Origin of the sequence: Streptomyces sp. NEAU-sy36 (assembly GCF_013423905.1) — a bacterium.
Taxonomy (GTDB): Bacteria; Actinomycetota; Actinomycetes; order Streptomycetales; family Streptomycetaceae; genus Streptomyces; species Streptomyces misionensis.
This window is the reverse complement of record NZ_CP058977.1, coordinates 3,277,051-3,297,467: the sequence shown is the minus strand read 5'-3', so window position 1 is coordinate 3,297,467 and position 20,417 is coordinate 3,277,051. Positions and strand designations below refer to the sequence as shown.

The window sequence follows — 20,417 nt, the reverse complement described above, 5'->3', positions numbered from 1 at the left end:
TTACTACCCTCGAAGGCGCCCGCTCACACCCCCGCCGCGACGGCCGGCGGCCGGTCCCGGTGGATCGGGGCCCGCCCGCCGGTCAGCGGGACCCCGGTACCGCCCCGCCGGGCCGCGACGATCTCCGCCGTGATCGACAGGGCGGTCTCCTCGGGCGTGCGGGCGCCGAGGTCGAGACCGATCGGCGAGCGCAGCCGGGCCAGTTCCGCCTCGCTCACGCCCTCCGCGCGCAGCCGCCGCGCACGGTCCTCGTGGGTGCGCCGCGAGCCCATCGCGCCGATGAAGGCCACCGGCATGCCGAGGGCCACCTTGAGCAGCGGTACGTCGAACTTCGCGTCGTGGGTGAGCACGCACAGCACCGTGCGGGCGTCGGTCGCGGTGCGCCGCAGATAGCGGTGCGGCCAGTCGACCACCACCTCGTCGGCGTCCGGGAAGCGGGCCGGGGTGGCGAAGACGGGCCGGGCGTCGCAGACGGTCACATGGTGGCCGAGGAACTTCCCGGCCCGGGCCAGCGCCGCGGCGAAGTCCACCGCCCCGAAGATGATCATGCGCGGGGGCGGCACGTCCGACTCGACCAGCAGGGTGAGGCCGCCGGGGCAGTGCGAGCCGTCCGCGGAGACCTCCACCGTGCCGGTGCGCCCCGCCTCCAGCAGGGCGCGGGCCTCGGCCGCCGCGGTCCGGTCCAGGTCGGGGTGCCCGCCGAGGGTGCCCTCGTACGGGCCGTCGGGCCGCACCAGCAGGGCGTGACCGAGCAGGCCGTCCGGGCCGCGGGCGACCCGGACGAGGGCCGTGGGACCGCCCTCGGCGGCGAGCGCGAGGGCCTGCGCGAGGACCGCCCGGGCGGGCGCCTGCGCGCCCACCGGGGTGACCAGGACCTCGATCACCCCGCCGCAGGTCAACCCCACGGCGAAGGCGTCCTCGTCGCTGTAGCCGAACCGCTCGACCACGCTTCGCCCGGTCTCCAGCGCCTCCTGGCACAGGTCGTAGACCGCGCCCTCCACGCAGCCGCCGGAGACCGAGCCGATGACGGTGCCCGCGCGGTCCACGGCGAGCGCGGCGCCGGGGTCGCGCGGGGCGCTGCCGCCGACGGAGACCACGGTGGCGACGGCGAACTCCCGGCCCTCGCTCAGCCACCCGGTCAGCTCCGCGGCCAGGTCAAGCATCCGGGGCTCCCTCCCGCGCGGCCGCCGACAGGACGCGGTCCGGCCGGATGGGCAGGGCGCGGTGGCGTACGCCGGTCGCGTGCCAGACGGCGTTGGCGACGGCCGCCGCGGCACCCACGATGCCGATCTCGCCGATGCCCTTGATGCCGACCGGGTCGTTCGGGTCCGGGTCGTCGATCCAGTCGGCCTCGATGCGCGGCACGTCGGCGTGGGTGGGCACGTGGTAGCCGGCGAGATCGGCGCCGACGAGGCCGCCCGAGGCACGGTCCCGCACCGCCTCCTCGTGCAGGGCCATGGAGATGCCCCAGATCATCCCGCCGAGCAGCTGGTTGCGCGCGGTGAGCGGGTTGACGATCCGGCCCGCCGCGAAGATGCCCAGCATCCGGCGCACACGTACCTCGCCGGTGCCGGGATCCACCGCCACCTCGGCGAACTGGGCGCCGAACGAGTGCCGTTCGGCCGGGGTGAGCGCGCCGACGGCCTCGGCGGTGTCGGCGCGGACCGTGATCCCCTCGGCCGGGATGTCGGTGCCGAGGGCGAGCCGCTCGCGCACCTCCTGCGCCGCGGTCTGCACGGCCCAGGACCAGGAGCGGGTGCCCATGGAACCGCCGGCGATCATCGCCGGTCCGAAGTCGCTGTCGCCGATGCGCACATGGACCCGCTCCGGGTCGACGCGCAGCGCGTCCGCGGCGACCAGGGTGAGCGCGGTACGGGCCCCGGTGCCGATGTCGGCGGCGGCGATCCGCACGGTGAAGCGGCCGTCGGGATGCGCGGTCACGGTCGCCGTGGAGGGCGCCACGCCCGCGGGGAAGGAGGCCGACGCGGTGCCGGTGCCGAGCAGCCAGCGTCCGTCGCGGCGCAGTCCGGGGCGCGGGTCGCGGTCGGCCCAGCCGAACCTGCGGGCGCCCTCCCGGAAGCAGTCGGCCAGCCGGCGGCTCGCGAACGGCAGCCCCGAGACCGGCCCGCGCTCGGCGTCGTTGCGCAGCCGCAGGGCGACCGGGTCCTGCCCGCACGCCACGGCGAGTTCGTCCATCGCCGACTCCAGCGCGAACGAGCCCGGCGCCTCGCCGGGGGCCCGCATGAACGTCGGGGACGGCACGTCGAGGCGCACCACGCTGTTCTCGGTGCGGTGGGCGTCGGCGTCGTACATCACCCGCGTCACCCCGGAGCTGGGCTCCACGAACTCGTACACGGTGGAGGTGGCGCTCAGCGAGCGGTGTTCCAGGGCGCGGATCCGGCCGTCGGCGTCGGCGCCGATCCTGATCCGCTGGGCGGTGGGGCTGCGGTAGCCGATCAGCGTGAACATCTGCCGGCGCGTCATCACCACGCGCACCGGGCGGCGCAGCACGCTCGCGGCCATCACCGCGGCCACCTGGTGGGCGCGCACGCCCTTGCTGCCGAAGCCGCCGCCGACGTGTTCGGAGCGCACGCGCACACTGGCCGGATCGATCGAGAAGAGCTTGGCGAGGTCGCCGACGACCCAGGTGGCGCCCTGGTTGGAGTCGAACACCTCCAGGCGGTCGCCGTCCCAGTGGGCGGTGGCCGCGTGCGGTTCCATCGGGTTGTGGTGCTCTTCGGGGGTGGTGTACTCGGCGTCCAGCACGACGGCGGACTCGGCGAGCCGTGCCTCCAGGTCGCCCTTCTCCGTGACCGCGGGCATGATGCCGTCCACCCGGTAGGCGTCGGGGCGGTCCGCGCCGAAGTCGGTGTCGTGGGGTTCCTCCTCGTAGTGGACCACGAGCGACTCCGCGGCCTCCCGGGCCTGCTCGGAGGTCTCGGCCACCACGAGCGCCACCGGCCAGCCCCGGTGCGGCACCCGGTCGTGCTGGAAGACGGCGCAGGTCGGGTCGGGGCGCATGCCCAGCAGGCTGGCGAAGTCGGTGTTCAGGCGCGGGGCGTTGCGGTGGTCCAGGACGGCGAGTACGCCCGGCATGGCGAGGACCGGGTCGGTGTCCAGGTCGCGGATGCGGCCGTGCGCGACCGTGGAGAGGACCAGCCAGCCGTGGGCGAGGCCGGCGAAGGGGATCTCGCCCGCGTACCGGGCGGCGCCGGTGACCTTCTCCCTGCCCTCCACGCGGCTGCGGGCGGTGCCGACGGAGGGCGCGCGGGTGTCGGTCTCGCGGGTGGCGGCGGTGGTCATCGGGCGGCCTCCTCGGCGAGTTCGGTCAGCACGGCCACGACCAGGTTGCGCATCAGGGTCACCTTGTATCCGTTGTGCGGCAGCGGGCGCGCCGCGGCCAGTTCGGCGTCCGCGGCGGCGGCGTAGGTCTCGGGGGTCGCCGGCGCCCCCGTCAGCACGTCTTCGGCCGCGCGGGCCCGCCAGGGCCGGGAGGCGACCGCGCCGAAGGCCAGACGCGCCTCGCGGACGACGCCGTCGCGGACGTCGAGCGCGGCGGCGAGGGAGCCGATGGCGAAGGCGTAGGAGGCGCGCTCGCGCACCTTGCGGTAGCGGGAGCGGGCGGCGACCGGCGCGGGCGGCAGGACGACGCCGGTGATCAGCGCGCCGGCCGGCAACGCGGTCTCGCGCTGCGGGGTGTCGCCGACGGGCCGGTAGAACTCCGTGAGCGGCAACTCGCCCGGCCCGTCGGCGGTTTCGAACCGTACGACGGCGTCGAAGGCGGTGAGCGGGACGGCCATGTCCGAGGGGTGGACGGCCACACAGCTCCCGGAGGCGCCGAGGATGGCGTGATTGTGGTGCTCGCCCTCCAGCGCGGGGCAGCCGCTGCCGGGCACGCGCTTGTTGCAGGGCGCGCTGACATCGGTGAAGTAGCCGCAGCGGGTGCGCTGGAGGAGATTGCCGCCGACCGTCGCCATGTTGCGCAGCTGTCCGGACGCGCCGGCCAGCAGGGCGTGGGCCAGCGCCGGGTAGCGGCGCCGCACCTCGGGGTGGGCGGCGAGGTCCGCGTTGGTGACGGTGGCGCCGATGAGCAGCCCGCCCTCGGGCGTCGGCTCGACGCGGTCGAGGGGCAGTTCGCGGATGTCGACCAGCCGGCCGGGGCGTTCGACGCCCGCCTTCATCAGGTCGACCAGATTGGTGCCGCCGCCGAGGTAGCGGCCGTCCGGGTCGGCGCCGAGCAGGGCGACGGCGCCGGCGACATCGGCGGCCCGCTGGTAGTCGAACTCCCTCATGCCACACCCTCCTCGGACACGAGCGCGACACCGCTGGTCCGCGGGTCCGCCGCCGCCCTGGCCACGGCGTCCACGATGGCGACGTAGGCACCGCACCGGCACAGGTTGCCGCTCATGCGCTCCCGGATCTCCTCGGGGGTCAGCGGCGGCGGTCCCGCCTCGGGCCGGATGTCGTCGGTGACGGCGCTCGGCCGCCCCTCCGCGTGCTCCCGGAGCACCCCGATCGCGGAACAGATCTGCCCCGGTGTGCAGTAGCCGCACTGGAAGCCGTCGAGGTCGAGGAAGGCCTGCTGCACCGGGTGCAGCCGGTCGCCCTCCGCGACGCCCTCGATGGTGGTGATCTCCCGCCCCTCGGCCGCCACGGCCAGTTGCAGGCAGGCGACGGTCCGGCGCCCGTCGAGCAGGACGGTGCAGGCACCGCATTGGCCCTGGTCACAGCCCTTCTTGGTGCCGGTCAGGGTGAGGCGCTCACGCAGGGCGTCGAGCAGGGTGGTGCGGTGGTCGACGGGCAGTGTGAACTTCTCGCCGTTGATGTGCAGGGTGACGACACTGGACGTCGAGGTGGCCATGGCAGCTTCTTTCGCATTTCCGGAGCGGCCGACGGGCAGCTTGTACGGGAACGGACGGACCGGCGGACGGGCCGCCGGGCGGTGCGAGCGTGCTGGGGCGGGACCGCGCGGGGCGCGGGTGCGGATACCGGGGAGGATGTACGGGGGCCGATGTCTGCCGCTGGGGCGGGTCCGGCCGCTATCGTGGACTTCAACCGGACAAGTGTCCGTTACTCCGGAAACGTAATGGACAGTTGTCCGCTTAGCAAGGGCGAGGTTCGGCCACGACCCTCGGGGAGGACGGGTGCCGCACATGCAGGACTCACCACGGCGCTCGGACGCGCAGCGCAACCGCGAGCGCATCCTGGAGGTGGCCCTCGCCGAGCTGTCGCGCTGCGCCGGGGCCCCGCTGAGCGCCATCGCCCGCAAGGCGGGCGTCGGCCAGGGCACCTTCTACCGCAACTTCCCCAGCCGCGAGGCGCTGGTCCTGGAGATCTACCGCCACGAGATGGGGAACGTGGCGGACAGCGCGACCCGGCTGCTGGAGACCCTGCCCCCCGAACAGGCCCTGCGTGCCTGGATGGACCGGCTCTCCGAGTTCGCGATGACCAAGGCCGGTCTGGCCGACGCGATCCGGCAGGCCACCAGCGCCCCGGGCGGCCCGGCCAAGCCCGCGCACACCCCGGTGTCCGACGCGGCCGAGCTCCTGCTGCGGGCCGGCGAGGCGGCCGGCACCATCCGGCCCGGCGTCACCGCCGACGACTTCATGCTCGCCATAGCGGGCCTGTGGCAGCTCGACCCGCACGAGGACTGGCGGCCCCGCGCCACCCGGCTCCTCGACCTCGTCATGGACGGCCTGCGCCGCGGCGCACCCGGACGGTGACCACCGCGCCGCGCGCGGACCGCGGTGTCCCCGCCCGGCGCGTCCGACCAGAATTTCGGCGCCCGCGTGATGACTCGGCGCGGTTCGGGGCACCCGGTCACCAGGAACGTTCGTCGACAGGAGGCGGGCCATGATCGCCCTAGGCATCATCTTGCTCATCGTCGGATTCCTTACCGGGATATCCATACTGTGGACCATCGGGATCATCCTTCTGGTGGTCGGCGCGATCCTGTGGATCCTGGGGTCGATGGGTCACGCGGTCGCCGGCCGGCGGCACTACTGGTGAACCGGTCCCCCGGCCCGTGCCGGGGGACCCCGGCAGCGGAACATGCCGCTGAGTGGAGCAATGACCGGTGCGGCGTGGACCCGCGCACCAGGCTGGACCCCGGTCCAGCCCGTGACAGGAGTCCCGTGTGCGTAGTCCACGTCGCCAGCCGGTGGCCGGTGCCGCCACGCGGACCGGGCCGCCGGTCCCGCCGGTCTGGATGCGCTGGCTCCCGGTCGGCTACGTCGCGGTCGTCCTGGTCCTCGAACCGCTCACCCCCGTCGACTGGCCGGTGAGCTTTCTGCTGGTCGCCCTCCCCCTGGTGACCGCCTTCGCGCACGGCCCCCTCGTCGTCGCCGGCGCCACGGTCCTCGCCGTGGTCCTGGAGGGCGTCCTGGCCGGCACTCCGTGCTGCGCGGGCCGCTCGGTCGGCTATCTGTGGGACCGTCACTACGTCGCCGACTACGTGTGCACCGTCCTGGTCGGGGCCCTCGGCACAATCCTGGCCGCCCACCGGGTCCACCGTGAACGCACCCTGGCCGACGTCCGGTTCGTGGCCGACATCGCGCAGCGCGTCCTGCTGCGGCCGCTGCCGCGGCGGATCGGCAATCTGCGCCTGGAGAGTTTCTACCTGTCGGCGGCCGCCGAGGCGCGCATCGGCGGCGACCTGTACGAGGCCGTGCCCACCGCCTTCGGCGTCCGGCTGCTCATCGGCGACGTGCGCGGCAAGGGGCTGCTCGCGGTCGAGACGGCGGCGGCGGTGCTCGGCGCGTTCCGCGAGGCCGCGCACGACGAGCCCGACCTCGCCGCCCTCGCCCGGCGCATGGAACAGAGCGTGTCCCGCCGGGCCGTGCACATCGGGGGCAGCGAGACCGGCGAGCGGTTCGTCACCGCGGTCTTCGCCGAGATCCCGGCCGACGGCCGGGTCGTCCGGGTCGTCAACTGCGGCCACCCGCCGCCGCTGCTCATCGGCCCCGGCGAGGTACGGGAGCTGGACAGCGGGCGGTCGGGCCCACCGCTGAACCTCGGGATGCTGATCGCGGAGGCGCACCACATCGACAGCTATCCCTTCCGGCCCGGCGAGCAACTGCTGCTGTACACCGACGGGGTGACCGAGACCAGGGACGCGGACGGCGTCTTCTACCCGCTGGCGCGGCGGCTGCGTTCGTGGGGCCTGCTGGAGCCCCGCGCACTGCTGGACCGGCTCCACCACGATCTGCTGGACTACAGCGGCGACCGTCTCCAGGACGACACGGCCGCCCTCGCCGCCTGCCTGCTCGACAGCGGTCCGCGGGCCGTGGACGACTCGTCCGACTCCGAGCCGGGCCATCGCTCCCCTACGGGATCTCCTGCTCGGCCCAGATGATCTTCCCCTCCCCGGTGTAGCGGGCGCCCCAGCGGTGCGAGAGCTGGGCGACCAGGAACAGGCCGCGGCCGCCCTCGTCCGTGCTGCGGGCGTGCCGCAGCCGGGGCGCGGTGCTGCTGCCGTCGGCGACCTCGCAGGTCAGCCGGGAGTCACGCAGCAGCCGTACCCGGATCGGCGGGGCGGCGTACCGGATCGCGTTGGTGACCAGCTCGCTCACCAGGAGTTCCGTCGTCATGACCAGCTCGGCCAGGCCCCACTCCGTCAACTGCCGGGCGGCCAGCGCGCGGATCTCCCCGACGGCCGCGGGATCGTCGGGCACGTCCCAGGAGACGGCGTGGTCGGTGCCCAGGGCGCGGGTGCGGGTCAGCAGCAGGGCGATGTCGTCGGGCTGGGGCCGCGGGACGAGTTCGCGCACGGCCTCGGCGCACAGCGTGTCCAGGTCGGGCGCGGCACGGGTGAGGGCCCGGGCGAGCCGGGACATGCCGCGTTCCACGTCGTCGCAGGCCTGGATGAGGCCGTTGGTGTACAGGCCCAGCAGGCTGTGCTCGGGCAGCTCGATCTCGGTGGTCTCGAAGGCCAGGCCGCCCAGGCCCAGCGGGGGTCCGGCGGCGATCTCCGGGAAGTGGGCGGGCCCGTCCGGGGGCACGACGATCGGCGGCGGGTGGCCGGCCCGGGCCATGGTGCAGCGTCGGCTGACCGGGTCGTAGACGGCGTACAGGCAGGTCGCCCCGGTGAAGGCGGCCGCGCTCTGCGCGGCGGCCCCGGACCCGTTGTCCTCGGCACCGAGGCGGAGCACCAGGTCGTCGAGGTGGGCGAGGAGTTCGTCGGGGGGCAGTTCCATGTCGGCGAGGGTCTGTACGGCGGTGCGCAGCCGGCCCATGCTCGCCGCGGCACCGATACCGTGGCCCACCACGTCACCGACGACCAGCCCGACCCGTGCCCCGGACAGCGGGATCACGTCGAACCAGTCGCCGCCGACGCCCCCCGCCGGGTCGGCCGGGAGGTAGGAGGAGGCCACGTCCAGGGCGGTGCCGCCGGTCAGGGCCGGGGGCAGCAGGCTGCGCTGGAGGGTGAGGGCGGCCGTGTGCTCCCGGGTGTAGCGGCGGGCGTTGTCTAGGCAGACCGCCGCCCGCGCCGCCAGTTCCCGGGCCAGCAGGACGTCGTCGGAGCAGAAGGGCACCGCGTTGGTCGAACGGGCGAAGGTGACGAGGCCGAGGGCGGTGTTGCGGGCCCGCAGCGGGACCGCGATCAGGGAGTGCAGGCCGTACGCGCGGACGCGTTCGGCACGCCGCGGCTCCGCGGTGACCCAGGGGCCCTGTTCCGGGTCGAGGACCGGCACGAACAGCGGGTCGTCCTGGACGAGGGTCCGGGTGTCGTACGGCGCGGTGAGGGGGCCGACCCGCTCGCCGACCCGGTGGACGGCCTCCGGGCAGCCCTCGCGCACCGAGGACAGCGCGGCGCGGCGCATCGCGGGCCGGGTGAGGGCCGGGTCCGCGCCGACCGCCCAGGTGCCGGGGCCCTCGCCGCCGAGCACCGGTTCGAGCAGGTCCACGGCGACGAAGTCGGCGAAGCGGGGGACGGCGAAGTCGGCCAGCTCCTGGGCCGTGCGCGTCACGTCGAGGGTCGTGCCGATGCAGGCCCCGGCCTCGTTGACCATCGACAGCAGCCGCCGGGCGACCCAGCGCTCGGTGACGTCCAGGACCATGGTGCACACGCCCGTGACGGCGTCGTCGGCGTCGACCAGGGGGAAGAACGACGTCGAGTAGGCGTGCCTGCGGTGCGGGTCGGCCCAGCTCCAGCCCGCGTACTCGTAGTCGGTGACGGGCACGCCGGTGGCGATCACCTTGCGCATCAGCCCTTCCAGGGCCTCGCCCTCCAGGCCGGGAAGCAGGTCGCCGAGCCGCCGCCCCAGCCGCTCCGGGCGGGGCACCCCGCCGATCCGCTCCAGGGTGTCGTTCAGCCAGACGTAGCGCAATTCGCGGTCCAGTACGGCCATGCCGACCGGTGAGCGGGTGAGGAACCCGTCGAGGACGGACTGGGCCATCGTCCACTGCGGGCGCTCCGCGCCGGCCGAGGTCAGGAAGCAGACGCGTCCGCCCATGCGGAAGGCGGCCGAGACGCGCAGCCGCACGTCGAGGGGGTGGCCGTCGCGGTGCCGCACCCGGATCTGCCCGCTCCAGCCGTTCCCGTCGCGGCAGCGCTCCGCGATCCCCGCGGTCCGCGCCGGGTCCGCGGGCATGGCGAGCAGCCGGGCGGCGGAGCCGCCGACCACCTCCGGCGCGGGGTAGCCGAGCAGTGCCTCGGCGGCACGGGTCCAGCCGACCACGGTGCCGTCGTCACGGATCACCGCGGCCGCGTCGGCGGACGCGTCGAACAGATCCGCCGACCCCGCGGGCGTGTCCGCGGTGTCGCTCTTGCGCGCTGGTTCCATCAGTCTCACTTTTACACCAGTATCGACTGGTTTAACCCCTCGGCGGGCGGGGTCCCGGCCCCGGCCCACCGGGCTCCCCCGCGCCCGCGCCCCGCCCCCGTCCGTGCGGCACGCCTGGGGCTCGGCGGCCTTTTTTTGAGCGGTCCGTACTGACGTTCCGGTAACGATCGGGCACCGGGTGCCCCGCACCTACATGTAACGTCCATACGATCCGGCGCATGAACAGAGCTGTGAAGATCGGCATAGCCGGTACGTGCACCGCACTGCTCGTCGCGGGGGGAATAGGCACCTACAACCTCGTGCACGGGCTGACCGGGGGCACGGCCGGAGACCGTACCGAGGAGGCGGGTTTCGACCCGTCGACGGCCTCGACCACACCGCCCTCGGGAACGGAGGCGGTGAAGCTGGCCCACACGTTCCTGGACGACTGGTCGGGCCGGCGCTTCGACGGCGCGGCCCGGATCACCGACGCGCCGGACACCGCCGCCCAGGCGCTGCGCCGGTACAAGGACGGCCTGCACCTGGAGAAGCTGACCTTCACCCAGGTCCGCTCGGCCGGCACCTCGACCGTGACCCCGGGCGCGGCCAAGGTCACCTTCACCGTCACCGCCCAGGTGCCGGGCGGCAGTTGGAGCTACCCGAGCGCGGTGGCCGTACGCAAGAGCGTCAACGGCGCGACGGCCGTGCACTGGAACAACTCCGTGCTGTACCCGGGCCTCGGGGACGACCAGTCGCTGACCGCGGGCACGCTGCCCGCCGGGGCGAGCGACGCGAAGGTGGTGGCGGGCGACGGGAAGACGGACCTCACCGCGTTCGCCTCCCTGCGGGACATCGCCGCGACGATCCGGCAGAACGCCAAGGCCACCGGCGGCCGCCCCGGCACCGGCATCGCCGTGGTCGACGCGGACGGCACGGGCGTGAGGACGCTGAAGACCTTCACCGAGGGCCGCGCCCCGGTCATCAAGACCACCATCGACGCCCGGCTCCAGTCCGCCGCCGAGGCGGCGGTGAAGGACCCGCACCTCGGGGGGCGGCCGGCGGGCACCGTGGCCCTCGACTGGAGCAACGGCCACATCCTGGCGGTCGCGCACACGGGTGACGACGGGGACATCGCCATCAACGGCATCAAGTCGCCCGGATCCACCATGAAGATCGTCACGGCCGCGGCCCTGTTCGACAAGGCGGGCCTGACCCCGGCCAGCTCCGCTCCGTGCACCGACTCGCTGATGGCCAACAGCCAGCTGTTCCACAACGATCCCGGGGTGAAGCCGAACCCGGGCGCCAACCTGACGCAGGCCTTCGCCGTGTCGTGCAACACGTCGTTCATCAAGGACGGCTTCCACTACCTGGTGCACGACGGTGACGCCTCCGCGCTGCACGACGAGGCCGTGGACGTCTTCGGCATGGGCAGCTGGTCCATCGGCGGCGGAGTCGCCACCACCGACCCGAGCATTCCGCCGGACGCGCAGGGCGGCGACCAGGCCGCCCAGTTCATCGGCCAGGGCAGGGTGTCGGCCACCCCGCTGTTCATGGCGTCCGTGGCGGCCACCGTGCGCAACGCCGGTTTCCGGCAGCCGGTCATCCTGCCGGATCAGCAGCAGGCGACCGCGCCCCGGCCCATCTCGCCGCGCACGGCGGGGTACCTCCAGTCGATGATGCGCACCACGGCCGCCTCCGGCACCGCCGCCCCGCGCCTCGGCGGTCTGTCCGGTGTCGGTGCCAAGACCGGCACCGCCGAGGAGGGCGATCACACCAACGGCTGGCTCACCGCGTACGGCTCCCGCATCGCGGCCGCGGCCCTGGTCGAGGGCGGCAGCTCGGGCGTCGACTCCGCCGGTTATGTCGTACGGCACCTGCTGACCGCGGGCTGACCCGGCCGCCCCGGCGTCTTACGAAGCCGTGACGTCACCGGCGGGCCGCGAGGTCCCGGCGCCGGTCGCTCCTAGCGTGGCGGTATGCGCGTACTGGTCACCGGCGGTGCCGGGTTCATCGGGTCCCATGTCGTCGAGGCGCTGCGCGCGGGCGGGCACGAGCCGGTGGTGTTCGACGTCCGCGCGCACCCCGGCGCGGACGTGCGGGACGCGGACGCGGTGGCCCGGGCGCTTTCCGGGGTGGACGCCGTGTGCCATCAGGCGGCGATGGTCGGGCTGGGCGAGGGGGTGGCGGACGCCCCGGAGTACGTCTCGCGCAACGACCTGGGCACGGCCGTGCTGGTGGCCGCCATGGCGGCGGCGGGGGTGCGGCGCCTGGTGCTGGCCGGGTCGATGGTCGTGTACGGGGAGGGCCGGTACGCCTGCCCGCGCCACGGCGTCGTCCGGCCGGGTCCGCGGGCCGTGGCCGACCTGGAGGCGGGCCGGTTCGAGCCGCGGTGCCCGCGGTGCGGGGCGGAGCTGGTACCCGGCCCGGTCGGCGAGGACGCTCCCGCCGATCCCCGGAACGTGTACGCGGCGACCAAGCTGGCCCAGGAACACCTGGCCGCCGCGTGGGCCCGCGGCACGGGCGGGGCGGCGGTGTCCCTGCGCTACCACAACGTGTACGGGCCCCGGATGCCCCGCGACACCCCGTACGCCGGGGTCGCCTCGTTCTTCCGCTCCGCCCTCGCGCACGGCCGGGCGCCCCGGGTCTTCGAGGACGGGCGGCAGCGGCGGGACTTCGTGCACGTGCGGGACGTGGCCCGGGCGAACGTGGCGGCGCTGGAGGCGACGGCCGCCCCGGGGGCGCTCACGGTGTACAACACGGGCAGCGGTGAGCCCCGTACCGTCGGCGAGCTGGCGCGTGCGCTCGCCGCGGCGTGCGGGGGCCCGGAGCCGGTGGTCACCGGGGAGTACCGGCTCGGGGACGTCCGGCACATCACCGCCGACTCCTCGCGGCTGCGTTCCGCCCTGGGCTGGCGGCCACGGGTCCCGTTCGCGCAGGGCGTCCGGGAGTTCGCCCGGGAGGACTGAGCCGGGCCACGGCCCGCCCGGGGCCGCGCCGGGCTACGGCGCCGCCGGCAAGGTCACCTCGAAGCGGCAGCCGCCGGGGATGTTGCGCACGGTGGCCCGGCCCCGGTGGGCCTCCACGATGCCCCGGACGATGGCGAGGCCGAGGCCCGCACCCGCCGGCGGCGTGCGGGCGTCGGTGCCGCGCCAGCCGGTGTCGAAGACGCGCGGCAGGTCCTCGTCCGGGATGCCGCCGCAGCCGTCGCTGACGGACACCACCACGCCCTCGTCGGTGCGTTCGGCGGCGACCGCCACCGTGCCGTCGGCCGGGGTGCGGCGGATGGCGTTGACCAGCAGGTTGCCGAGCACGCGGCTCATCTCCCGGCCGTCCACCTCCACCGGCACCGGCGCGACCCGCTCGCCCACCAGCCGTACCCCGTGCTCCCGGGCCAGCGGACCGGCGCCCGCCAGGGCGTCGCCGACCAGGTCGTACAGACTGACGCGGGACAGGCTCAGCGGCAGGGTGCCCGCGTGGATGCGGGAGAGTTCGAAGAGGTCCCCGACCATGCCGTCCAGGCGTTCCACCTCGGCGCGGATCTGCCGCAGATAGCGGGCGGGGTCGGCGGCCACCCCGTCCTCCAGGGCCTCCGCCATGGCGCGCAGCCCGGCGAGCGGGGTGCGCAGATCGTGCGAGATCCAGGCGACCAGTTCCCGCCGGGACGCCTCCAACGCCCGCTCCCGGTCACGGGATTCGGCGAGCCGGGCGCTGGTCGCCGCCAGCTCCCGGCTGAGGTCCTCCAGTTCGGCGGTGGCGGGACCGCCGGGGGCGGCGAAGGCACCGCCGTCGCCGAACGCCCGGGCGGCGACCGCCAGTTCGCGGCTGCGGGCGACCACCCAGCGGCCCAGCAGCAACGCGGTGACCAGGGAGACGACGGCCGCCATGGCGACGACGGTGGTGACGACGCTGAGGTCGTGCGGGGACAGGAACATGGCCCAGGCGACGGCGAGCGTGCCCGCGAGCATGGCGACGACGCCGACCGCGGCGACGACGGCGAGCGAGGCCGTGAGCGAGCGCCGCCGGATCAGCCGCAGGGCGCAGGCCCCGGCGAGACCCGTGGCGGCGGCACCCGCGAAGGCGTAGAGGGCGATGAGGAGGGCGTCGCGCATGGTCAGCCCCCTTCGGGTTCGAAGCGGTACCCGACGCCCCACACGGTCCGGATCAGCCGCGGCCGGGCCGGGTCGTCCTCGACCTTGCCGCGCAGCCGGCGGACATGCACGGTGACGGTGGACAGGTCGCCGAAGTCCCAGCCCCAGACCTCCCGCATCAGGTCCTCGCGGGAGCAGGCCCGGCCGGGGTGCCCCAGGAAGAAGGCGAGCAGGTCGAACTCCCGCAGAGTGAGGGCGAGTTCGCGGCCGTTCTTGGTGGCGCGGCGGGCGTCCGGGTCGAGCGTGAGGCCGGCCGCGGCCAGCCGGTGCCCGGTGGCGGCGGGACGGCTGCGGCGCAGCACGGACTCCACGCGCAGTACGAGTTCACGGGGGCTGAAGGGCTTGGTGACGTAGTCGTCGGCGCCGACCTCCAGGCCGAGGACGCGGTCCTCCTCGTCGCCGCGGGCGGTGAGCATGATGACGGGCACCGGCCCCCGCTCCCGCATCCGCCGGCAGACCTCCAGGCCGTCCATGCCGGGCAGCATCAGATCGAGGACGACCAGATCGGGCCGGTGGTCGAGGGCACGGCCGAGGGCGGTGGGGCCGTCGCCGGCGCGGTCGACCGCGTAGCCGGCGCGGTCCAGGTATCCGGCGACGACCTCGGCGACGGTGGGATCGTCGTCCACGACCAGGACGCGGGCCCGGGCCGCCCGGTCGGGCACCCCGGCCGGGCGGGACTCGTACGGCGGTTGCATGTCTCAAGCGTGGCACCCCGCGTCCGGCGGCGATGCGGCGGCCGGGACGGCGTCCGCGTTTCGTAAGGACCGGAATCCCGCTTCGCCCGGTTTGTCTCCGTAGGGTGAATGCCGTGACGACCACTTCCGCGGACGTCGATGTGGTGCTGCCCTGTCTGGACGAGGCCGAGGCGCTGCCCTGGGTGCTCGGGCGGATCCCGGCCGGGTGGCGTGCCCTCGTCGTCGACAACGGCTCCACCGACGACTCGGCCCGGATCGCCCGCGCGCTGGGCGCGACGGTGCTGCACGAACCCCGGCGCGGCTTCGGCGCCGCCTGCCACACCGGGCTGGCCGCCGCCACCGCGGACATCGTCTGCTTCTGCGACTGCGACGCCTCGCTGGACCCCGCGCTGCTCGTGCCCTTCGTCCGGGACGTGCGCCGCGGCGCGGCGGACCTGGTGCTCGGCCGGCGCCGCCCGGTGGGCCGGGGCAGCTGGCCGGTGCACGCGCGGGCCGGGAACCTGGCGCTGGCGCGGCTGCTGCGCCACCGTACCGGGCTGCGGCTGCACGACCTCGGGCCGCTGCGGGCGGCCCGCCGCGAGGGGCTGCTGGCGCTGGACCTCACCGACCGGCGCAGCGGCTACCCGCTCCAGATGGTGGTGCGGGCCGCCGACGCCGGGTGGCGCGTCGTCGAGCGCGACGTGCCGTATCTGCCGCGCACCGGCCTGTCCAAGGTGACGGGCACCTGGACCGGCACCTGGCGAGCGGTGCGGGACATGCGCCGGGTGCTGGCGGAACCGCCGGCCGGTGCGCAGGAGCCCCGGTGACCACGTTGCTGGTGATCGCCAAGGAGCCGCGCGCCGGGCGGGTCAAGACGCGGCTGACCCCGCCGTTCACCCCGGCCGAGGCGGCGGGGCTGGCCGAGGCGGCGCTCGTGGACACCCTGTGCGCGGTGGCGGCGGCGCCCGCGTCCCGGCGAATCCTGGTCCTGGACGGGACGCCGGGCGCCTGGCTGCCGCCGGGGTTCGAGGTGCTGCCGCAGTGCGCGGGCGGCCTGGACGAGCGGCTGGCGGACGCCTTCGGGCACTGCGCCGGCCCGGCCCTGCTGATCGGCATGGACACCCCGCAGGTGACCCCGGACCTGCTCGCCGTGGACTTCGCGGACTGCGACGCCCTTTTGGGCCCGGCCGAGGACGGCGGCTTCTGGGCGCTGGGCCTGGCCGAGCCCGACCCGGCGCTGCTGCGGGGCGTGCCCATGTCGACGCCCGTGACCGGTGCCGCGCAGCGCGAGCGGCTGCTCGCGGCGGGGCTGCGGGTGCGGGAGCTGCCCCGGCTGCGGGACGTCGATGTCGCCGCCGACGCCCGCGCCGTCGCCGCGCTCGCCCCGCACGGCCGGTTCGCCGCCCGGCTGGCCCGGTACGCCCCGGCGTTCCGTCGCTGAACCGGATTCAGCCGCGCCTCGCCGCCCCGCGCGCCCGCCGGGCCCACAACAGCGCCGAGCCGGCGAAGAGCACGGCGGTGATCAGGAGCCAGCGGGCGAGGAAGCCGTCCGGGGACAACCCGGTCAGCAGCCGGTACCGCTCGGTCACCCTGCCGCCGATCAGCGGGAACCACACGAGGAGCAGCAGCGCGGACAGCGCGGCGGGGACCCGCACGTACGGCGTCCAGGCACGCCGCCCGACCGCCCCGAGCCCGCGGACGAGGCCCCGGTCCGCGGCCGAGTAGAGCGGCAGCAGCACCAGGTCGTGCAGCAGGGCCGCGCCCACGAACCACAGCAGCACCCCGAGCGGGTCGCTCGCCAGCAGCCGCACCCCGGCGTACCCGGCGACGGCGAACGAGCAGCCGAGCAGCAGCAGTCGGCGCGGACTGCCGAGCGGCGGCCGCGGCCTCATCACAGGTCCCCGAAGGTCAGCCGGGCCACCCACTTGGTGTTGAGCACGCCGGGCGCCGCGGGCACGATGACGCGTGCGGGGTGGCCGTGGTCGGCGGAGAGTTCCTCACCGTTGACGTGGAGCGCGAGCAGGGAGCGGGGATCGGCCACCTGGTTGGCGCGCAGGGCCGCGCGGCGGAACGCGCCGTGCCGTTGCAGGGACTCCACGAGCACGTCCGGCGGGGCGCCGTCGTGTCCGACGAGCGCGGCGAGGTCGCGCAGCCGCACCCCGCGCCACCACTGGTCGGCGGTCGACCAGCCCTCCACGCAGGCGATCGGCAACGAAACGCTGTGCTGAGGCAGTCGGAGCAGCCGGGCCCGGCTGAGCCGGACGGTGCCGGTACGGCCGGTGACGACGAGGCGCCAGGCGTCCTCGTGGGTGTCGGCCGGGGTGATCCCGGCGTACGCGGCCGTCTTGTTGATCTGAAAGCCGCTGGGGCCGCCGTTCGGGTCCGCCGGGCCGCGCGGCGCCAGCAGGGCCGTGCGGCGCAGCGGTCCGCCCAGGCTCTGCCCGGCCGTGGTGAGGAACAGCAGCAGCGAGCCGCCGCCGACCAGCCCGAGCGCGCCGCGGCGGGAGACGGTCGGCGGGGCGGGGCGCGGGGAGATGAGGGAGCCCGCGTCGCCGCCCTCGTCCGGCCGCCCCCTGACGGCCCGCACCGCCGTCGGCAGCTTCAGGGCCGCGTGGGCGAGGAAGGCGGCGAAGAAGACCCAGGCGCCGTAGAAGTGCAGCGGGTAGAAGGAGCCAGGGAAGACGTAGTCCAGTTGGATGTTGAGCACTCCGGTGGTGAACTCGAACAGTGCGCCGCCGACCAGCAGCAACAGCGACAGCCGTTCCAGGGCGTGGGCGAGCGAGCGGGCCGGCGGCAGGGCGAACAGCCGGGGCACCACCGACCACAGTTTCGCCAGCAGGACGGGGATCAGGGTGAGGCCGAGCGTGACGTGGACGCCCTGGGTGAGCCGGTACAGCCACACCGGGCCGGTCGGCCAGGCGAAGAGGTAGAAGCCCAGCAGGCCCTTGTCCGGGGTCGTGTCGTTCACCCGGGACAGGTTCGGGTTGTAGGCGGCGTACGACACCAGCCCGGTGACGAACAGCACGGTGACGCCGGCGAGCAGCACGAGGCCGAGCACGGCGGTGAACCGGGGGCCGCGCACGGAGCTGCGCCAGAAGCCCGGGGAGGCGGGGAACCGATGGGGGTCGCGCATGGTCCGACGGTAGGCGGGGCGGGGCCCCGAAGCGGGGACAGGACCGGTGACGAAACGCTGACGTCCGGCCCGGACGGCGGCCCTTCGCCGCCCGCCCGGCCTAGCGTTCCGCTGTGACCCCGCGCTCCGCCGCCGCCCGCCGCGACCTGTACGCCGCCGGTGCCGCCGCCCTGCTCGTCGTCGCGGCCGTGCTGGTCGGCCGCCGCATCCAGGACGCCGACCACACCCTCTTCGTGCACTGGCCCCCGTTGCTCGCCGACTGGGATCCGCACCTCGGCCCCGGCACGCCCGCGGCCCTGGTCCTCTCGGCCGCCGCGGTGGCGTACGGGCCCGCGCTCGCCGCCCGGCTGCCCTGGCGGTGGCTGCTCGCGGCCGGCTGGGCGGCCGCGGTGGCCTGGATCGTCTCCCTGGCCCTGGTGGACGGCTGGCAGCGGGGCATCGCGGGCCGGCTGACCGCCCGCAACGAGTATCTGCGGGCGGTCGGCCGGTTCTCCGACATCCCGGCCGCGCTGCACGACTTCACCCGGCACATCGTCAGCGGTTCCCCGGCCCCCTGGCCCGCCCATGTCGCCGGTCATCCCCCAGCCGCCACGCTGACCTTCGTGCTGCTCGACCGCATCGGGCTGCGGGGCGGCGGCTGGGCCGGTATGTGGTGCGTCGTCGTCGGCGCGAGCGGCTGCGTCGCGGTGCTGGTCGCGCTGCGTGCCCTGACCGACGAGACCCTGGCGCGGCGGGCCTCGCCGTTCCTGGTGGCGGCCCCCGCCGCGGTGTGGCAGGGCACCTCCGCGGACGGCTACTTCGCGGCGGTGGCCGCCTGGTCCATGGCCCTGCTCGCCGTCGCCCTCACCCGCCACTCCCCCTGGGCGGCCGCCGGGTCGGGCCTGCTGTTCGGGCTGACCTGCTACCTCTCGTACGGCCTCACGCTCTTCGCCCTCCTCGGCGCGGCGGTCCTCGTCCTCACCCGGCGAAAGTCGCCGTACCGCCGCCGGCCGCTGCTCCCGTTCCTCGCCGGACTGGCCGTCGTCCCGGCGGTGTTCACGCTCGCGGGCTTCGACTGGTGGGTGGGCTATCGCCTGTTGACGGTCCGCTACCACCAGGGCGTGGGCGGCGTCCGGCCGTACGGCTACTGGGTGTGGGCCGACCTGGCCTGTGCCGTGGTGATCACCGGGCCGGCCACGGCGGCGGGGCTGGGCCGTGCGGGCGCCGCGCTGCTGCGCCGCCGCACCGGCTCCCGGGCCCGGCTCGCGGTCCTGGTGTGCGCCGCCCTGCTCGCGCTGCTGCTGGCCGACCTGTCCGGGCTGAGCAAGGCCGAGACGGAGCGCATCTGGCTGCCCTTCGCCCTGTGGCTGCTGCCCGCCTGCGCGCTGCTCCCCCGCCCCCGCCCCTGGCTCGCCGCCCAGGTGCTGCTCGCCCTGCTCCTCAACCACCTGCTGCTGACCGGCTGGTGATGTCGACCGGGGCCCGCGCCCTGCGGGTGCCGGGAGGCGCACCCCGGGCGCATGATGGGAGGTGGACACCCGGGCCGTATCGATCGGCAGGGCCGGCGCCCCGGGAAGGGTTGATGCCGATGATCTCCGAGATGGTTCTCGTCCGCATGGAGGACGCCGCGCTCCACGGCGACCTCGTGGTCCCGGCGCCGTCGCGCGCGGTGGTGCTGTTCGCGCACGGCAACGGCAGCTCCCGGCACAGCACCCGCAACCGGACCGTCGCCGCGGAGCTGCGCACCGCCGGGTTCGGCACCCTGCTGCTCGACCTGCTCAACGAGCGCGAGGAGCGGCACGACGCGCTCAACGCCGCGCACCGCTACGACATCCCGCTGCTCACTCGGCGGCTCGTGGGGGCGATCGACTGGCTCGCGGAGCAGCCCGACACCCGGGGCGTCCCCATCGTGCTGTTCGGCGCCGGCACCGGCACCGCCGCGGCCCTGACGGCCGCCGCGCAACGCCCGGAGCAGGTGCTGACCGTGGTCTCGCGGGACGGGCGGCCCGAGCTGGCGGGCGACGCGCTGGAGCGGGTGGGGGTCCCGGTGCTGCTGATCGTGGGCGGGAACGACCACGAGATGCTGCGGCTGAACGAGGAGGCCGCCCGGCGGCTGCAGGCCCCGCACTATGTGCACGTGGTCCCGCGGGCCACCCATCTGTTCGAGGACCCGCGCGCGCTGGCCCAGGTCGCCGAGGTCACCCGCCGGTGGTGCGCCCAGCGGCTGCGCACGCCGCAGCCGCACGGGCAGAGCTGACACCCCGCCCGTGAGACAGCGCCGCCCGGGTGCTCGCCCGGGTTCGGGCTTCGCTCACCCGGGTTCGGGCCTGCCGAACAGCTCCGCGTAGCCGTTCGGCAGCCGGGCCAGCAGATCGTCCAGCTCGTCGCCGGAGACCGCGTCGGCGACGGTGGACAGCACCGCGCCCACGTCCCATTCCGCCGTGCGCGGCCGGGCGCCGGTCTGCTGGGCCACGCGCCGCAGGAACTCCTCGCGGCCGAAGGTCTCGGCGCGTCCCCGGTCCCGGTGCAGGGCCTCGTCCAGCGGCGCGGGCAGCCGGGCGGCCAGTCCGTCGGCCTCCCGAGGGCTGATCCGCGTGGCGAGCGTCCACAGCACGGCCTCGCTCACGTGCTCGGCCTCCTCCTGGCTCCGGTACTCCCCGCGGTCCTGGACCCGGGTCAGAAACTCCGCCAGTCGCACGGTGACCTCCCACTGTCGTAC

Annotated in this window: 19 protein-coding genes; 9 read left to right on the top strand and 10 right to left on the bottom strand. The window is 75.2% G+C overall.

The window, feature by feature from the left end:
- Positions 1 to 23 precede the first annotated feature (23 nt).
- The 4 genes from HZZ00_RS15180 to HZZ00_RS15165 are packed head-to-tail and all read right to left on the bottom strand — an operon-like array spanning position 24 to position 4,861.
- Positions 24 to 1,163 carry an XdhC family protein gene (locus tag HZZ00_RS15180; protein WP_180332677.1) on the bottom strand — a complete coding sequence of 380 codons (1,140 nt, stop codon included), beginning with the start codon at positions 1,161 to 1,163 and terminating at the stop codon, positions 24 to 26.
- Positions 1,156 to 3,303 (bottom strand): xanthine dehydrogenase family protein molybdopterin-binding subunit, encoded by a 2,148-nt coding sequence (locus tag HZZ00_RS15175; RefSeq protein ID WP_180332676.1) that lies wholly within the window; start codon positions 3,301 to 3,303, stop codon positions 1,156 to 1,158. The genes HZZ00_RS15180 and HZZ00_RS15175 overlap by 8 nt, the downstream gene beginning before the upstream one ends.
- Entirely contained in the window at positions 3,300 to 4,292 is a 993-nt protein-coding gene (locus tag HZZ00_RS15170; RefSeq protein WP_180332675.1) for a xanthine dehydrogenase family protein subunit M, read from the bottom strand. Before HZZ00_RS15170 ends, HZZ00_RS15175 begins: the two co-directional genes overlap by 4 nt.
- The gene (locus tag HZZ00_RS15165; RefSeq protein ID WP_180332674.1) at positions 4,289 to 4,861 is read right to left on the bottom strand and encodes a 2Fe-2S iron-sulfur cluster-binding protein; all 573 of its coding nucleotides are present in this window, start codon (positions 4,859 to 4,861) and stop codon (positions 4,289 to 4,291) included. The genes HZZ00_RS15170 and HZZ00_RS15165 overlap by 4 nt, the downstream gene beginning before the upstream one ends.
- Positions 4,862 to 5,153: 292 nt before the next feature.
- Between HZZ00_RS15165 and HZZ00_RS15160 the strand changes: the two genes are divergently transcribed.
- The 3 genes from HZZ00_RS15160 to HZZ00_RS15150 all read left to right on the top strand — a co-directional run bounded on the left by HZZ00_RS15160 (position 5,154) and on the right by HZZ00_RS15150 (position 7,354).
- A complete protein-coding gene (locus tag HZZ00_RS15160) occupies positions 5,154 to 5,723 on the top strand; it encodes a TetR/AcrR family transcriptional regulator (RefSeq protein WP_257585812.1) in 570 nt (189 codons plus the stop codon).
- 130 nt (positions 5,724 to 5,853) lie between these two features.
- Complete coding sequence (locus HZZ00_RS15155) at positions 5,854 to 6,009, top strand: DUF6131 family protein (protein WP_143060409.1); 156 nt, start codon at positions 5,854 to 5,856, stop codon at positions 6,007 to 6,009.
- Between the two features lie 199 nt (positions 6,010 to 6,208).
- Positions 6,209 to 7,354 (top strand): PP2C family protein-serine/threonine phosphatase, encoded by a 1,146-nt coding sequence (locus tag HZZ00_RS15150; protein ID WP_180333528.1) that lies wholly within the window; start codon positions 6,209 to 6,211, stop codon positions 7,352 to 7,354.
- Here HZZ00_RS15150 and HZZ00_RS15145 read toward each other — a convergent pair.
- Complete coding sequence (locus HZZ00_RS15145; RefSeq protein WP_180332672.1) at positions 7,326 to 9,785, bottom strand: SpoIIE family protein phosphatase; 2,460 nt, start codon at positions 9,783 to 9,785, stop codon at positions 7,326 to 7,328. The two genes, HZZ00_RS15150 and HZZ00_RS15145, sit on opposite strands and share 29 nt — an antisense overlap.
- A 218-nt stretch (positions 9,786 to 10,003) precedes the next feature.
- Here HZZ00_RS15145 and HZZ00_RS15140 point away from each other — a divergent pair, with 218 nt between their 5' ends.
- The gene (locus HZZ00_RS15140) at positions 10,004 to 11,656 is read left to right on the top strand and encodes a penicillin-binding transpeptidase domain-containing protein (RefSeq protein WP_180332671.1); all 1,653 of its coding nucleotides are present in this window, start codon (positions 10,004 to 10,006) and stop codon (positions 11,654 to 11,656) included.
- Positions 11,657 to 11,740: 84 nt separating this feature from the next.
- Complete coding sequence (locus tag HZZ00_RS15135) at positions 11,741 to 12,730, top strand: NAD(P)-dependent oxidoreductase (RefSeq protein ID WP_180332670.1); 990 nt, start codon at positions 11,741 to 11,743, stop codon at positions 12,728 to 12,730.
- Between the two features lie 33 nt (positions 12,731 to 12,763).
- Here the strand turns inward: HZZ00_RS15135 and HZZ00_RS15130 are convergent, their stop codons facing one another.
- On the bottom strand, positions 12,764 to 13,873 hold the full coding sequence (locus HZZ00_RS15130) for a sensor histidine kinase KdpD (protein ID WP_070024880.1): 1,110 nt from the start codon (positions 13,871 to 13,873) through the stop codon (positions 12,764 to 12,766).
- A gap of 2 nt (positions 13,874 to 13,875) precedes the next feature.
- The gene (locus HZZ00_RS15125) at positions 13,876 to 14,607 is read right to left on the bottom strand and encodes a response regulator transcription factor (RefSeq protein WP_180332669.1); all 732 of its coding nucleotides are present in this window, start codon (positions 14,605 to 14,607) and stop codon (positions 13,876 to 13,878) included.
- A gap of 104 nt (positions 14,608 to 14,711) precedes the next feature.
- Here HZZ00_RS15125 and HZZ00_RS15120 point away from each other — a divergent pair, with 104 nt between their 5' ends.
- Entirely contained in the window at positions 14,712 to 15,413 is a 702-nt protein-coding gene (locus tag HZZ00_RS15120; RefSeq protein WP_257585810.1) for a glycosyltransferase family 2 protein, read from the top strand.
- Positions 15,410 to 16,027 (top strand): DUF2064 domain-containing protein, encoded by a 618-nt coding sequence (locus HZZ00_RS15115; RefSeq protein WP_180332667.1) that lies wholly within the window; start codon positions 15,410 to 15,412, stop codon positions 16,025 to 16,027. The genes HZZ00_RS15120 and HZZ00_RS15115 overlap by 4 nt, the downstream gene beginning before the upstream one ends.
- A 7-nt stretch (positions 16,028 to 16,034) precedes the next feature.
- Here HZZ00_RS15115 and HZZ00_RS15110 read toward each other — a convergent pair whose 3' ends face one another.
- The gene (locus HZZ00_RS15110; RefSeq protein WP_180332666.1) at positions 16,035 to 16,478 is read right to left on the bottom strand and encodes a hypothetical protein; all 444 of its coding nucleotides are present in this window, start codon (positions 16,476 to 16,478) and stop codon (positions 16,035 to 16,037) included.
- The gene (locus HZZ00_RS15105; protein WP_180332665.1) at positions 16,478 to 17,719 is read right to left on the bottom strand and encodes a molybdopterin-dependent oxidoreductase; all 1,242 of its coding nucleotides are present in this window, start codon (positions 17,717 to 17,719) and stop codon (positions 16,478 to 16,480) included. Before HZZ00_RS15105 ends, HZZ00_RS15110 begins: the two co-directional genes overlap by 1 nt.
- A gap of 113 nt (positions 17,720 to 17,832) precedes the next feature.
- Here HZZ00_RS15105 and HZZ00_RS15100 point away from each other — a divergent pair, with 113 nt between their 5' ends.
- Both HZZ00_RS15100 and HZZ00_RS15095 read left to right on the top strand, forming a co-directional pair.
- A complete protein-coding gene (locus tag HZZ00_RS15100) occupies positions 17,833 to 19,167 on the top strand; it encodes a hypothetical protein (protein WP_180332664.1) in 1,335 nt (444 codons plus the stop codon).
- A 119-nt stretch (positions 19,168 to 19,286) separates the two neighbouring features.
- Positions 19,287 to 19,955 carry a dienelactone hydrolase family protein gene (locus tag HZZ00_RS15095; RefSeq protein ID WP_180333527.1) on the top strand — a complete coding sequence of 223 codons (669 nt, stop codon included), beginning with the start codon at positions 19,287 to 19,289 and terminating at the stop codon, positions 19,953 to 19,955.
- A gap of 54 nt (positions 19,956 to 20,009) precedes the next feature.
- On the opposite strand, the gene HZZ00_RS15090 is transcribed toward HZZ00_RS15095, so the two are convergent.
- Positions 20,010 to 20,396 (bottom strand): DUF2267 domain-containing protein, encoded by a 387-nt coding sequence (locus HZZ00_RS15090; protein ID WP_180332663.1) that lies wholly within the window; start codon positions 20,394 to 20,396, stop codon positions 20,010 to 20,012.
- Between the last annotated feature and the right edge of the window lie 21 nt (positions 20,397 to 20,417).

Coding starts and splice junctions, on each gene's coding strand:
- HZZ00_RS15150 (WP_180333528.1), top strand. CDS start 6,209: ATGCGCTGGCTCCCGGTCGGCTACGTCGCGGTCGTCCTGGTCCTCGAA.
- HZZ00_RS15165 (WP_180332674.1), bottom strand. CDS start 4,861: ATGGCCACCTCGACGTCCAGTGTCGTCACCCTGCACATCAACGGCGAG.
- HZZ00_RS15175 (WP_180332676.1), bottom strand. CDS start 3,303: ATGACCACCGCCGCCACCCGCGAGACCGACACCCGCGCGCCCTCCGTC.
- HZZ00_RS15170 (WP_180332675.1), bottom strand. CDS start 4,292: ATGAGGGAGTTCGACTACCAGCGGGCCGCCGATGTCGCCGGCGCCGTC.
- HZZ00_RS15160 (WP_257585812.1), top strand. CDS start 5,154: ATGCAGGACTCACCACGGCGCTCGGACGCGCAGCGCAACCGCGAGCGC.
- HZZ00_RS15125 (WP_180332669.1), bottom strand. CDS start 14,607: ATGCAACCGCCGTACGAGTCCCGCCCGGCCGGGGTGCCCGACCGGGCG.
- HZZ00_RS15155 (WP_143060409.1), top strand. CDS start 5,854: ATGATCGCCCTAGGCATCATCTTGCTCATCGTCGGATTCCTTACCGGG.
- HZZ00_RS15130 (WP_070024880.1), bottom strand. CDS start 13,873: ATGCGCGACGCCCTCCTCATCGCCCTCTACGCCTTCGCGGGTGCCGCC.
- HZZ00_RS15135 (WP_180332670.1), top strand. CDS start 11,741: ATGCGCGTACTGGTCACCGGCGGTGCCGGGTTCATCGGGTCCCATGTC.
- HZZ00_RS15095 (WP_180333527.1), top strand. CDS start 19,287: ATGATCTCCGAGATGGTTCTCGTCCGCATGGAGGACGCCGCGCTCCAC.
- HZZ00_RS15105 (WP_180332665.1), bottom strand. CDS start 17,719: ATGCGCGACCCCCATCGGTTCCCCGCCTCCCCGGGCTTCTGGCGCAGC.
- HZZ00_RS15145 (WP_180332672.1), bottom strand. CDS start 9,785: ATGGAACCAGCGCGCAAGAGCGACACCGCGGACACGCCCGCGGGGTCG.
- HZZ00_RS15180 (WP_180332677.1), bottom strand. CDS start 1,163: ATGCTTGACCTGGCCGCGGAGCTGACCGGGTGGCTGAGCGAGGGCCGG.
- HZZ00_RS15110 (WP_180332666.1), bottom strand. CDS start 16,478: ATGAGGCCGCGGCCGCCGCTCGGCAGTCCGCGCCGACTGCTGCTGCTC.
- HZZ00_RS15140 (WP_180332671.1), top strand. CDS start 10,004: ATGAACAGAGCTGTGAAGATCGGCATAGCCGGTACGTGCACCGCACTG.